Annotated in this window: 13 protein-coding genes and 1 tRNA gene; 13 read left to right on the plus strand and 1 reads right to left on the minus strand. The window is 50.1% G+C overall.

The window, feature by feature from the left end; genetic code table 11:
- The first annotated feature begins 19 nt into the window (after positions 1-19).
- The 9 genes from purK (at position 20) to ACXAFR_RS15695 (ending at position 8,699) form a co-directional block, all read left to right on the plus strand.
- Positions 20-1,096, plus strand: a complete 1,077-nt coding sequence (gene purK, locus ACXAFR_RS15655) for a 5-(carboxyamino)imidazole ribonucleotide synthase (protein WP_475178548.1) — start codon at positions 20-22, stop codon at positions 1,094-1,096.
- Between the two features lie 145 nt (positions 1,097-1,241).
- Positions 1,242-3,164 (plus strand): threonine--tRNA ligase, encoded by a 1,923-nt coding sequence (gene thrS / locus ACXAFR_RS15660; protein ID WP_475178549.1) that lies wholly within the window; start codon positions 1,242-1,244, stop codon positions 3,162-3,164.
- A gap of 39 nt (positions 3,165-3,203) precedes the next feature.
- On the plus strand, positions 3,204-3,746 hold the full coding sequence (infC, locus tag ACXAFR_RS15665) for a translation initiation factor IF-3 (protein ID WP_475178737.1): 543 nt from the start codon (positions 3,204-3,206) through the stop codon (positions 3,744-3,746).
- Between the two features lie 106 nt (positions 3,747-3,852).
- Positions 3,853-4,047, plus strand: a complete 195-nt coding sequence (gene rpmI, locus ACXAFR_RS15670; protein ID WP_475178551.1) for a 50S ribosomal protein L35 — start codon at positions 3,853-3,855, stop codon at positions 4,045-4,047.
- A 42-nt stretch (positions 4,048-4,089) separates the two neighbouring features.
- A complete protein-coding gene (rplT, locus tag ACXAFR_RS15675) occupies positions 4,090-4,446 on the plus strand; it encodes a 50S ribosomal protein L20 (RefSeq protein WP_475178552.1) in 357 nt (118 codons plus the stop codon).
- 100 nt (positions 4,447-4,546) lie between these two features.
- Positions 4,547-5,578, plus strand: coding sequence for a phenylalanine--tRNA ligase subunit alpha (gene pheS / locus ACXAFR_RS15680; protein WP_475178554.1), 1,032 nt, complete (start codon positions 4,547-4,549; stop codon positions 5,576-5,578).
- 60 nt (positions 5,579-5,638) lie between these two features.
- Positions 5,639-8,038, plus strand: a complete 2,400-nt coding sequence (pheT, locus tag ACXAFR_RS15685) for a phenylalanine--tRNA ligase subunit beta (RefSeq protein WP_475178555.1) — start codon at positions 5,639-5,641, stop codon at positions 8,036-8,038.
- An 18-nt stretch (positions 8,039-8,056) separates the two neighbouring features.
- Positions 8,057-8,365 (plus strand): integration host factor subunit alpha, encoded by a 309-nt coding sequence (ihfA, locus tag ACXAFR_RS15690; RefSeq protein WP_475178557.1) that lies wholly within the window; start codon positions 8,057-8,059, stop codon positions 8,363-8,365.
- Positions 8,340-8,699: a MerR family transcriptional regulator gene (locus ACXAFR_RS15695; RefSeq protein ID WP_475178558.1), complete on the plus strand. Its 360-nt coding sequence runs from the start codon at positions 8,340-8,342 to the stop codon at positions 8,697-8,699. The genes ihfA and ACXAFR_RS15695 overlap by 26 nt, the downstream gene beginning before the upstream one ends.
- 146 nt (positions 8,700-8,845) lie before the next feature.
- Here the strand turns inward: ACXAFR_RS15695 and ACXAFR_RS15700 are convergent.
- Positions 8,846-8,922, minus strand: a tRNA-Pro gene (locus ACXAFR_RS15700).
- A gap of 965 nt (positions 8,923-9,887) precedes the next feature.
- Between ACXAFR_RS15700 and ACXAFR_RS15705 the strand changes: the two genes are divergently transcribed.
- From ACXAFR_RS15705 to ACXAFR_RS15720, 4 genes are all read left to right on the plus strand, one after another.
- Positions 9,888-10,340 carry a hypothetical protein gene (locus ACXAFR_RS15705; RefSeq protein ID WP_475178559.1) on the plus strand — a complete coding sequence of 151 codons (453 nt, stop codon included), beginning with the start codon at positions 9,888-9,890 and terminating at the stop codon, positions 10,338-10,340.
- Between the two features lie 14 nt (positions 10,341-10,354).
- Complete coding sequence (locus ACXAFR_RS15710; RefSeq protein WP_475178560.1) at positions 10,355-11,035, plus strand: hypothetical protein; 681 nt, start codon at positions 10,355-10,357, stop codon at positions 11,033-11,035.
- 302 nt (positions 11,036-11,337) lie between these two features.
- Positions 11,338-12,234 (plus strand): ribokinase, encoded by an 897-nt coding sequence (gene rbsK / locus ACXAFR_RS15715; RefSeq protein WP_475178562.1) that lies wholly within the window; start codon positions 11,338-11,340, stop codon positions 12,232-12,234.
- An 85-nt stretch (positions 12,235-12,319) separates the two neighbouring features.
- Complete coding sequence (locus ACXAFR_RS15720; protein WP_475178563.1) at positions 12,320-13,411, plus strand: threonine aldolase family protein; 1,092 nt, start codon at positions 12,320-12,322, stop codon at positions 13,409-13,411.
- Positions 13,412-13,421 lie beyond the last annotated feature (10 nt).

Below are 13,421 nucleotides of genomic sequence, written 5' to 3' on the forward strand. Positions count from 1 at the left end.
GCTTTCGGGGAGCAGTGCAATGAGCAAGATTTGGGTGTTAGGGCACGGGCAGTTAGGCGCTATGTTAAAGCACGCCTCTATGCCGCTGGCTGTTGATGTGGTGCCTGTGGATATCGAATCTGAGCAGCTGCCGCAGTTGCAGTCTGATGATCAGGTAACCGCTGAGCGTGAGCAGTGGCCAGAGACCCCCGTCACTAAGCGTCTTGCAGCACACCCCAATTTTGTCAATCTTGATGTGTTTGGCCGTCTTGCAGATCGATATACCCAGAAACAGTTACTTGATTCTCTAAATCTAAAAACATCGCCTTGGCTTAATGTGGAAGCGGATACGTCTCTCGACGATATTTTTCGCGCGTTAGGGCCGAAAGCGCTGATGAAGCAGCGTTGTGGTGGTTATGATGGCCGAGGTCAGTGCTGGTTAAAAGAAGGGGAGTCGTCAGAAGTCGGCGAACACTGGAAAGGTCGCGCCATTGTTGAGCAGGCGATTGATTTTGATGAGGAGATGGCCATTGTTGGCGTCCGCTCGCGCCAGGGGCAAATGGTTTTTTACCCTCTGACGTTAACGCTGCAAGTCGATGGGGTCTTAACAGCGTCAATTGCTCCTCTTCAGCGGCTGTCTAAATTGCAGTCTCAAGCCGAAACCATGTTGGGGCGCCTGCTGGAAAGCCTGGACTATGTCGGTGTTATGGCGATGGAGTGTTTTCGGGTTGGCGATGAGTTGATCGTCAATGAGCTTGCCCCGCGAGTTCATAATACGGCTCATTGGACGCAGGCGGGCGCCAGTGTGAGTCAATTCGAAAGCCATATACGCGCAATTGCAGATATCCCTCTGGCGCAACCCCAGGTGAAGGGGTTGAATGTCATGATCAACTTGCTGGGAACGCCGCGGGATGCGCGTTGGTGGGCCATTCCAGGGGCTGAGCCTTATTGGTATGGTAAATCCGTGCGAGAGGGGCGCAAGGTTGGCCATATTACCTTTACCCATAGTGGCAACGCTTATTTGCTGACCGCCTTAGAGCAGTTGCGCGGACAGTTACCTGAGCGCTATGGAAAGGTTATCGATTGGGTCGAGCGTCAATTCAGTGCGGCGACCTAATTTAGGTTGAATTTTAAACCGTTTGCTCTCATTTTTTTGAACAGTCCTAAAGTGCTGGTCAGCGCGTTATTCCTCTATTTATAATTGCCGCCTTTTTTTCTCATGTGGCCCGGCGTAGGGGTCACCACTGAATAAGGAGCATACTATGCCTGTCATCACCCTGCCTGATGGAACTCAGCGTTCCTACGATTCCGCCGTTTCTATTATGGATGTCGCCAAAGACATCGGTCCCGGTCTTGCGGGAGCAACGCTCGGCGGACGCGTAAATGGTCAGCGACGCGATGCGTCAGACCTGATTACTGAAGATTCCGAGTTGGTTATATTCACCGCCCGAGATGAAGACGGACTCGAAATTATCCGACATTCCTGTGCGCATTTGCTTGGTCATGCGATCAAGCAGCTCTGGCCAGATGTCAAAATGGCCATTGGCCCAACCATTGAAAACGGTTTTTATTACGATGTCGATCTGGAGCACAAGCTCACAGAAGAAGACGTGCGTGCGCTTGAAGCCAGGATGTTGGAGTTGGCAAAAACCAACTATGAGGTCGTTAAAAAAACAGTCAGCTGGGACGAGGCCAGAGACGTATTTGCGGAGCGTGATGAAACCTACAAGCTCGAAATTTTAGAGCGAGATATCGCTAGGGACGATCGCCCGGGGCTTTATTTTCACGAAGAATACGTCGATATGTGTCGCGGGCCTCATGTGCCGAACATGAAATTCTGTCATTACTTCAAGTTGATGGCAGTTAATGGCGCTTTCTGGCGGGGTGACTCCAACAATAAGATGTTGCAGCGCATCTACGGTGTCGCATTTGCTGATAAAAAGCAGCTCAAAGCTCACTTGCGATTCCTGGAAGAGGCTGTCAAGCGCGATCATCGCAAGTTGGGTAAAAAGCACGACTTATTTCATTTGCAGGAAGAGGCGCCGGGGATGGTGTTTTGGCATCCCAAGGGGTGGACCATCTACACCGTTGTCGAAGAATATATGCGTCGTGTTCAGCGAGACAATGGCTATCAGGAGATTAACACGCCGCAAGTGGTGGATCGTTCCTTGTGGGAGAAGTCGGGTCACTGGGACAAATTCCGCGATGGCATGTTTACCGTCGAGTCGGAATCCCGGGATTTCGCGGTGAAACCCATGAATTGCCCCTGTCATATCCAAGTCTTTAATCAAGGGTTAAAGAGCTATCGGGATCTGCCATTGAGGCTCGCTGAATTTGGCTCCTGCCACCGCAATGAAGCATCCGGAACTCTCCAGGGATTGATGCGTGTGAGGGCCTTTACCCAGGACGATGCGCATATTTTCTGTGCTGAGTCGGCAATTCGTGATGAAGTCTCGGTTTTTACGGATTTGCTCTATCAGGTTTATGCGGATTTTGGGTTTGAAGAAGTGATTATCCGTTTATCCACGCGCCCAGAGCAGCGGGTGGGAAGTGATGAAATCTGGGATAAGGCTGAAACAGCCCTGGCTGAAGCTCTGGATTACAAGAATTTGGCGTTCGAATATCTCCCTGGGGAAGGGGCGTTCTACGGCCCTAAGATCGAATTCAGTCTGAAAGATTGCCTTGGACGCATTTGGCAATGTGGCACCATTCAGGTGGATTTCTCCATGCCTGGGCGTCTTGGCGCGCAATACGTCGATGAAGATGGGGAGCGCAAAACGCCCGTGATGCTGCATCGTGCTATCCTTGGGTCATTTGAGCGTTTTATCGGCATATTGATCGAGAACTATGAGGGCGCATTTCCCGCATGGTTGGCGCCGGAGCAGGCGGTGGTGATGAATATCACTGATGCACAGGCGGACTTTGTGGCCGAAGTTCGAAAAACCCTGTCTGATAAGGGGTTTCGGGTCATTTCTGACTTGAGAAATGAGAAAATCGGATTTAAAATTCGCGAACATACCATTCAAAAGGTTCCTTATCTGCTCACCGTTGGTGATCGTGAGAAGGAGTCGCAAAGCGTCAGCGTGCGGACTCGCACTGGTGACGATTTAGGTTCGATGAGTGTTGAGGCGTTTGCCGAATTTTTGGCCGCTGACGTATTGCGTCGCGGCCGCTCGTCGTTGTAGGCCCGGCAGAGGCGCCGTGTCAAAGTTTAGGAGATAACTATTAGCAGTTCAGACAATTCGCAGGGCAAGTCCAAAAAACCACCGATTAATGACCAGATTCGCGAGGATAAAGTCAGGTTGATCGGGGCAGATGGAGCACAAGTCGGCATCGTATCTTTGGAAGATGCTCTAGCTCAGGCTCAAGAAGCGGGGTTGGACCTTGTACAGATGGCTGGTGACGCGAGCCCTGCAGTATGCAAGGTCATGGACTATGGAAAGCATTTATTTGATCTGAAAAAAACTCGCGCCGCCGCCCGCAAAAAGCAGCGGCAGCAGCAGATCAAAGAGATGAAATTCCGGCCTGGAACCGATATCGGCGATTACAAAATTAAACTTCGCAATCTTTCGAAGTTCTTGGAAGAGGGCGATAAGGTTAAGATTTCGCTAAGATATCGAGGCCGGGAAATGGCTCACCAGGAGCTCGGGATGGATATGATGAAACGTATCGAAACCGACCTTGCTGAGCTCGGGACTGTTGAGCAGTACCCGAAAATGGAGGGCCGTCAGCTGTTGATGGTGATTGCTCCCAAAAAGAGGAAATGAGCGGGCTTTTAGCTGCCTAGTTGATTTCCGAGAAAGCCGTTTGCCGAGGATCAATGATTCTTCGGTATTTCGGTTCTGTTATTAACATTTACATAGAGAACTTCTCATGCCAAAAGCTAAAGTACACAGTGGCGCGGCCAAGCGCTTCAAAAAAACCGGCTCCGGTTACAAGCACAAGCACGCTTTTAAGAGCCATATCCTGACCAAGATGACCACCAAGCGTAAGCGTCAATTGCGTGGAACGAACCTGCTGAATGCGGCAGATGTTCCAGCAGTCGATCGTATGCTTCGGGCCAAGTAATTAGGCCTTTATCAGTCACCTATTTAGCGAAAGGATATAATCATGGCTCGTGTAAAACGTGGAGTCGAGGCGCGTCGTCGTCACAAGAAAATTCTCAAGCAGGCTAAAGGTTACTACGGAGCGCGTTCACGTGTTTTCCGTGTTGCCAAACAAGCCGTTATCAAAGCTGGTCAGTACGCATATCGCGACCGTCGCGTCAAAAAACGCAACTTTCGCGCGCTATGGATCACTCGTATCAATGCTCAATCTCGTAACGAAGGCATGACATACAGTCGCCTTATTGCGGGCTTGAAAAAAGCGGGTATCGAGTTGGACCGTCGCGTATTGGCGGATCTCGCTGTACACGATAAAGCTGCCTTTGCTGCGGTTGTCGGTCAGGCGAAAGCAGCTCTTGCCTGAGACGGTTCACCGTCTTAGTGCGTGAAATAGAGAGGGAGGAGCTGCAAGGCTCCTCCTTTTTTTTTGGAAAAATCCAGCAAATCAAAGATTCCCGTTGAATATGGAAAACCTAATCAGCCTGCGCGATGAAGCTCTCACCAAAGTCGCTGCTTCCGAAGATCTCTCCACCCTGGACACTGTGCGAGTTGAATATCTGGGTAAGAAAGGCCAGCTCACTGGCTTATTGAAGGGGCTAGGTAAGCTGAGCGCAGAAGAACGACCCGCGGCCGGAGCGAAGATCAACGAAGCCAAGCAGTTGGTTCAAGACGCCCTTAACCAGCGCAAAGAACAACTTGAAACCGCAGCGATCAATGCCTCTTTGGCTGCCGAAGCGGTGGATGTCACTCTGCCGGGACGCTCCCAGTCATCGGGAGGTTTGCACCCGGTTACTCGCACTATCAGACGTATTTCTGAATTCTTTACGAAAGCTGGCTATACGGTCGAAGAAGGCCCTGAAATTGAAGATGATTATCACAATTTTGAAGCCCTGAATATTCCTCCCCATCATCCGGCGAGAGCCATGCATGACACCTTTTATATGGGAGAGGGTATTGGCCATGCAATCAATTATGTGTTGCGAACCCATACGTCCACAGTGCAGGTGCGCAGCATGGAGAACCAAGAGCCGCCTCTGCGTATCATCTGTCCCGGTCGAGTTTATCGCTGTGACAGTGATTTGACTCATACTCCGATGTTTCATCAAATTGAAGGCTTGGTGGTTGATCGAGGTATCAGTTTTGCGCATTTGCGGGGCACGTTAGATCAATTTTTAAAGGCGTTTTTTGAAGCCGATGTGCCAGTACGCTTCCGTCCTTCCTATTTCCCGTTTACAGAGCCTTCTGCGGAAGTCGATATTCAGTGTACCAATTGTGGCGGTGATGGCTGCCGGGTCTGTGGTGGTACCGGCTGGATCGAAATTATGGGTTGCGGCATGGTTCACCCGAAAGTGTTTGAATCTTCCGGGATTGATTCACAAGAGTTTACGGGCTTTGCCTTTGGTCTTGGGGTTGAGAGGATGGCCATGTTGCGTTACGGCGTAAACGATTTGCGTATGTTTTTTGAAAACGACTTGCGCTTCCTCGATCAATTTTAGATTCGCTGCCAATGAGGCGGCGAGTGACGACACAGAATGTAAAAGGCAGATAGTAAGACGATGAAAGTAAGTGACAGCTGGTTGAGGGAGTGGGTCAATCCCTCTCTAACCGCGGCAGAACTGGCCGATCAAATTACCATGGCGGGGCTCGAGGTCGATTCCATAGAGCCGGTTGCGGCGGCGTTCAGTGGTGTCGTTGTTGGTGAAATAATCGCTTGTGAGCAACATCCGGATGCAGACAAATTGCGAGTGTGTCTGGTGGCAGGAAATGGCGCTGAGCCGGCTCAGGTGGTTTGTGGCGCTCCCAATGCCCGAGTCGGCATCAAGGTTCCTTTTGCGACCGTCGGTGCAGAATTGCCTCCAGGTGAAGATGGCAAGCCCTTTAAAATTCGTAAAGCCAAGCTGCGGGGCGTTGAGAGTTTCGGCATGTTGTGCGCCCAGACAGAATTGCAGTTGGGTGACGATGCGAGTGGTTTGTGGGAATTATCTTCGGAGGCAACCGTTGGTCTGGATCTGCGTGAGTTTTTACAGCTCAACGATTGTACGACTGAGGTTGATCTGACGCCCAACCGTGGTGATTGCCTGTCAATAAAAGGCATTGCACGGGAAGTGGGGGTGCTTAATCGACTCGACGTGACTCAGCCAGACATTAAGGCAGTAGCTGGAACAATTGAGACAGTTCGAGAGGTTTCTCTCGAGGCCGGTGACGCCTGTTCTCGATATCTCGGGCGCGTTATCGAAGGCATTGATGTCTCCGCTCCTTCACCTTTATGGTTGCAGGAACGATTGCGGCGGGCGGGTTCTCGCAGTATCGACGCAGTGGTGGACGTTACCAACTATGTGTTGTTGGAGCTGGGGCAGCCGCTTCATGCCTTCGATCAGGATAAACTGCAGGGAAATATCCGCGTGCGGTTAGCCGCGCCGGGCGAATCTCTGGAGCTTCTTGATGCTAGAACCGTAGAGCTCTCCGAAGACACCTTGCTCATCACGGATTCTCAGGGGCCATTGGCGATGGCCGGAATTATGGGTGGAAAACCGAGCTCCGTTACCGACTCAACCCGTAATGTCTTTTTGGAAAGTGCATATTTCAGCCCACTGGCCATTGCTGGGCGCGCACGTAGCTACGGACTGCACACAGATGCGTCCCATCGTTATGAGCGGGGTGTTGATCCGCAGTTGCAACGGGATGCGATAGAGCGTGCTACACAACTGCTTATCGAGATCTGTGGCGGTCAAGCCGGTCCGATTGTGGAGGCAACTAACGATACTTTGCCTGGCGCGGCGACGATCCGCTTACGCCAGTTAAGAATCGAATCCGGGTTGGGCATTTCGCTAGCGGCGGATGAGATCGAAGATATTCTCCAGCGCCTTGGCTTACGTTTGCTGGACGTGGTCGAAGGCGGTTGGGTTTTCGAGATCCCAAGTTGGCGTTTCGATTTGGCCATCGAAGAGGATTTGTTAGAGGAAATAGCTCGGGTCTATGGTTATAACCGCTTACCGACCATTTCTCTGCGAGGCGATTTGGCGATCAGTAAACGCTCTGAAGCTGAGGTGAATCTTGATCAGGTGCGAGATCATTTAGTCAGCGCCGGTTATCAAGAAGCGATAACGTACAGTTTTGTGTCTGAGGGGCTGAATGCCAATTTCAGTGACCCCAAAACAGCAATGCCATTGCAGAATCCTATCAGTGCCGAACTTGGCGTTATGCGAGGCTCTCTCTTGCCGGGGCTGGTGAATACGTTGGTGTATAACCTCAATCGGCAGCAGACGCGCGTCCGCCTGTTTGAATGTGGTCGGCGCTTTGCTGCTGGGGCCGATGGTGTTCGCGACTGTGTGCAGGAGCCAATGCTCGCCGGGTTGATTTACGGTTCACGTCTGGGTGAATCTTGGTCGGTAAAGAGTGTGTCGGTTGATTTCTTCGATCTGAAAGGGGATTTTGAGTGTCTTCTTGCCTCTTTAGGTGTCGAAGAAGCCTTCGAATTTATCCCGGGTGAGCATTCAGCGATGCATCCAGGTCAGTGTGCGCAGATTCTCCGTGAGGGGCAGTCAGTGGGCGTACTGGGAGCATTGCATCCCAAGTTGCAGCAGCGTCTGGATATTCCTGGTCGAGTTTTCGTCTTTGAGGTATCGCAGTCTGCGATGCTGACTCGTGCGGTTCCTAAGTTTTCTCCATTGTCCAAATTTCCGGAGGTACGCCGGGATCTGGCTGTGGTTGTGGATCAGGAAGTCAGTGCAGATGCGCTCCTTAAATCGGTTAAAAATTCAGCAGGAGATAGCCTCACAAACTTAAAGATCTTTGACGTTTATATGGGCAAAGGCATTGATCCACATAGAAAAAGTGTTGCGCTGGGCTTGACGTATCAACATCCTTCACGCACTCTTAAAGAAGAAGAAATCAATGCCTCCATTGATCAAATCGTCGCGACTTTGGAGGGAACGTTCAAAGCATCCCTGCGCTAGGGTGAAAGAGGCGGCTCGATGACGGCATTAACCAAGGCGGATCTCGCAGAAATGCTCTACGAGGAATTAGGCTTTAACAAGCGTGAAGCCAAAGAACTGGTAGAGCTGTTTTTCGAAGAGATCCGTGCCTCCCTGGAAGGCAACGAGAACGTCAAACTTTCTGGCTTTGGTAATTTTGATTTGCGGGACAAAACCCAGCGTCCGGGTAGAAATCCAAAAACCGGTGAGGAAATCCCGATTTCCGCCCGGCGAGTGGTGACGTTTCGACCCGGACAAAAGTTGAAGGCCAAAGTCGAAAACTATGCTGGAACCGAGCAGCAATCATGAATTGCCGGCAATCCCCGGAAAGCGTTACTTCACCATAGGCGAAGTCAGCGTTCTCTGTGCGGTTAAACCCCATGTCCTTCGTTACTGGGAGCAGGAATTCCCTCAGCTAGCCCCCGTCAAGCGCCGCGGCAATCGTCGCTATTATCAACGTCAAGATGTCCTCACGATTCGCCAGATTCGTTCTTTATTGTATGAACAGGGCTTTACGATTGGCGGTGCCCGCCAACAGATGAGCGGTGAATCGGCGCATCAGGACGCCGCACAATGTGCTCAATTGATCTCGCAAACGATTGCGGAATTGGAAGACGTGTTAAAGATGTTGAACGAGCCCTGAGTGGTCGAATTTAAGGCTATTCAATTGTGGTTAGCTTTGTGGTTGCCCTAGGTGTTTCATCTGCTTACAGTTTAAACACGCTAAGACTGACAAACCCGACGCATTCGGTAGGAATCTTGCCAGTTTATGTTTGGAGCGAGAAGAGGTGGTCGGGATAGCAGGATTCGAACCTGCGACCACCGCGCCCCCAGCACGGTGCGCTACCAGACTGCGCTATATCCCGAAGAGGAGCGTATTATAGTTTCTACGTTATATTGTTCAAGAGTTTGATTTAGATTTATTGAAATTCTGGAGCTTCTCTCTGAGTTGTTAAAAATCAACACGTTGGGCGCGTTTAGTCCAAGAAACGTACAAACTTCCTTGGCTCCTGTGCTGGTAGGTACAGTAAAACCCCTTCGCCAGTTAGATTAAAATTACCCCAATATCCCCTTAAGCTTCGCCAATCGGTCAGGTTGCTGTAAGGCGAGCTTAGATTGCCATTCTTATTCGGCGCGTAAATCAGAATCGATATAAAGAACTCCTGCTTCTGTGGATCCTAAAGCAAATAGTGTTTGAGGGCGTATAAATACGAATTCTATTGGAGTTCGATGGTTTCAGCCCAGAAGGGGACCTCCGTATTCCTTAGTCGCATTCCATAAGGATTGTTTTCCTGAGACGCAGACAAGGTTGTCAGGTTAATTCCTACATAAGTATCTTCAGCAGGCCATCTTATCTTTGTGGTCGGCCTAATTCAGTTTTCGTACAGTCACAAGTTATTGATCGACGCAGCATTAATGATGCTCGTTGATGGATGAGAGTTCAAACAGGCGCGCTGAGAAACTACCTGGTCAGGATTTTTCCCTCGGACAATTTGGGGAGGCTCGAGTGCTATAGGTAAGAGTAAATGGAGTGTGCTGTCGAGATAACATGGTTGGTCATTCTAAATCTATCGTGCTTCGGGCGGGATATATCACTATTCGATGAAAAACCTGCATTGTTGGTACAGGAATTTCTCAATGCTTTTTGGCGAGATAGGTAAAGGCTCTTATATATTGTCGTTTAAATTTCTAATCTTATAATCTCGCGGAGTGTTTTTTTCACAATTTCCGGGTGACTTAATTCACTTCGCAAGCGAAGGGGTACGAGCACTATCTTTCTGTCGGGTTGGTTCCGCTACTAACACCATTTGTGAATAAGAAGGAAATTCAGATGAAACTATCGATGATAAAAACCTCTCTGCTTGCCGTCCTAACATTCGCTTCTATCGCATCCTATGCGGAAGACTGGACTATTTCTGCACAAGGTTCTTGCGAAACCGAATTGGGAAGCACGGTGAATTCAGATGCCGGACTTAGAGCAAGTGGCACGGCTATTGTTAAATGTCCACTTACAAAAGAAGTCACTTCATCAGCACTTCTGAGAGTGTATGCTCGTATATATCGCGCAGTATCAGGAGGCGCTGATCCGTTCTGTTCATTGCAGACATCAAACGCCTATGGCGGCCCCAGTTATACGGATAACGGTTATGCGTCTAGTGGATCCGGGGCTAAGAGTGTTTCTATTTCAATCCCGACACAACCATCGACCGGATATGCCGATGTTTATTGCGTACTGAATAATAACGATATTCTATACGGCGTTCGGTATATTCAGGAAAATTAGAGGAGATTTATAAGGTGAAACATATTTTCCTCACGATGGTAACCAGTCTGCTGACAGTATTACTCAGCAGTTGGTTTTTGGTTCACCATTATGTAAATATTCCGGAGATTCAAAGTGGCCATAGGAGCTCGGGCTCACAAGCTGATATTACAGAACTCGATGATGAGAATAACCCAGTCAAGCCTCAGTTTGCGCAAGTCAACGGACGCCTGCAGGATGTGACGCAGGCGCTTAGACAGTCTGATGAGCGAATTTCTATCACGGAAGATAGGCTGCTGGACCTGCAGAGAGTTTTAGAAGATCTGCAAATATCTCTGCGAAAAGCAAATTTTGAATCGCCAGGTGTTGCTCCTATGAGCGAAGAACAGATCTTGGCAAATTCTGAACAAACTCTAATCTTTAATGACATGGAGGAACGTCATTCCACCGAAGATTTCGACACTGCGTGGGAGCAGCAGGTTGCTGCCGATTTGGATCATGCCAAGGAACGTTTCAGTCAATTTGGTATGGATGATTCCAGTATTGTGTATCAAGATTGTCGTACCACCGTCTGTCGTATTAAGTTAGAGGTGAAGGGAGGGAGTGCTTTGGATTTGGGAATATTACCGGTAATTTTAGGATTAAAAAATGTGTCAGGTTTAACGACACAAGTGGATCCTGCAACCGGTAGGACTGTGCTTCTCTATCAACGCTAATTAATTGAAAGCTCCGTCATCGTGACGTGCGTTAACGTGTAGAGGATGATTCCACAAAAGGAGCAAGGTGGTTCATCCAATAGGCTTTGTTGACGGCTTTGGCGGCGTGCAGTGATCATTCATTCCCGCTTTGAGTTCGTGGTATTTTATGGTTTTTGGGCGGTGGTCACACGAGGGTTACCTTAGTTTGTGTGGCCAGAGCTCGTAATATGAACCAGTTATCGGGCGTGTAAAACCAAATGTACAGAGGCAGCTTCTGCTACATTCGTCCTTTCAAAATGCCTTGAAAGGAGAAAGAAGCCGTGCGACCCATAACGGTGATCGGTAGTATCAACGTTGACCATGTCATCCGTGTTCCATATTTCCCTCTGCCTGGGGAAACGCTGACAGGGCAGGGCTATCAGCAGTTTTCCGGGGGGAAGGGGGCAAATCAAGCCGTTGCTGTGGCTCGCAGCGGCGCTCCGTGTCGATTTCTTGCCTGTGCTGGGGATGATGCCGTCGGGTTGCAGTTGTTAGAAGACTATAAGCAGCAGGGCATCGACATCTCGACGATCACTCGAGTGGAGGGCTGTACAACGGGGGTGGCGATGATCCAGGTTAACGACGCTGGTGAAAATACCATTGCGATCGCCAGTGGCGCGAATGCTGCTCTGTCTCAATCGATCGTTGAGGCGCATTTAGAAGAACCACAGGCTGGCGATTGGTTGGTGGTATCTTTGGAAACGCCACTGCCACCCCTACTATTTGCCGTAGAACGCTGGCGGGCGGCGGGTGGCAAGGTGCTGTTAAATCCCGCTCCGGCTCAATCACTCTCGGATTCCTTCTTGCGTCATGTCGACCTCATCACGCCAAATGAGACCGAAGCGAAAATTCTCACAGGAATTACTGTTGCTCAACCTGGAGACGCAAATAAGGCTGCCCAGGCACTTCATGATCGGGGCATTCCATTGGTAATCATTACCTTAGGCAGTCAAGGCGTTTGGCTGAGCTGTGAGGGTGGCGGGGAATTATTGCCAGCGTTCTCGGTAACACCCGTTGATACTACCGCCGCCGGGGACACCTTTAACGGTTATCTGGTGAGCTCTCTGAATCGGGGAAGGTCGTTGGTGGAGGCGGCCCAGCTTGCGCAGCGAGCGGCGGCGGTCTCTGTTACGCGTTCGGGTGCTCAAAGTTCCATTCCTTGGGCAAAAGAATTATAAATACCGCTGGCATGGGGTGCCTACTATGATGGAGCGTCATCGTTAACGTCGTTGATGAATTAATTAACTGTTCTAAAGGGTTGTTATGCAGGTACTGAGCGCGCGGTTGGAGGCTTTGCGAAGCCAATGTCTTCAATCGCTCAATGGGCATGGCAATCGTACGTCTGCAGATTTTCTTGCCGACCTATCTGGGGATATTGAGTTAGATCGCTACGGCGCTGGCGGTGTTGTTGCGGAGCTGGAGGATTTTGTCGCAAAGCTGCTGGGGAAGCCTGCCGCATTATTTTTACCCAGCGGGACGATGGCCCAACAAATTGCCTTGCGTATTCACGCTTCAGATTCAGAGTCATCCATCTGCGCGTTTCATCCCACCTGTCATTTACAAATTCATGAAGAAGATGCTTATCAGTGGTTGCAGGCGTTTACGGGTTTGCCTGTAGGGCAGTCCCATCGTCTTTTGTCTTTGCATGACATTGCCCAAATCCAAAAGCCGTTGGCTGCCATGCTTTTTGAGCTGCCTCAGAGGGAAATCGGTGGGCAATTGCCCTCCTGGTCGGAACTGAACGAGCAAGTCGCCGAGGCTCGGCGACTTGGAGCTAAAATACACCTCGATGGTGCTCGGCTCTGGGAATGCACGCCTTTTTATCAACGCTCCCTGAGTGACATTTGCCAGCTATTCGACTCTGTTTACGTATCGTTTTATAAAGGCTTGGGTGGCTTGGCAGGGTGCTGCCTTGTCGGGGAAAAGGACTTAATCGATACCGCTCGTGTTTGGCGGAGGCGTTATGGCGGTACATTATTTGGCTTGTGGCCAAATGCCGCTTCCGCCTTAAGCGTGTTGCGGCGCCGGTTGCCTTTGATGCCTGCCTACGTTGAGCATGCTCAAGCGATCGCCAGAGCATTGGCAGGGGGCTCTCACATTTCAGTGAGGCCTAACAATCCTCCAACACCGATGATGCATTTCGAGTTTGCGGTGCAAGGATCTCAGTTTTTACAGAACGCGATCAATATCGCAGAAGATCAGGGAATATTTACCTGGTCAAGTGTTATGCCCGGCAGAGATCCTGAGAGCTGCCGGGTTGAGTTCGTCGTCGGTGACGCAACACTCAATCTTAAACCGCAGAAAGTGGCCGAACTTCTTTCTCTGCTGGCTGAAAATAATAGCGCGACATCTTAAGTTTTCTTCT

The organism is Pseudomaricurvus sp. ABR4_320 (assembly GCF_056159445.1).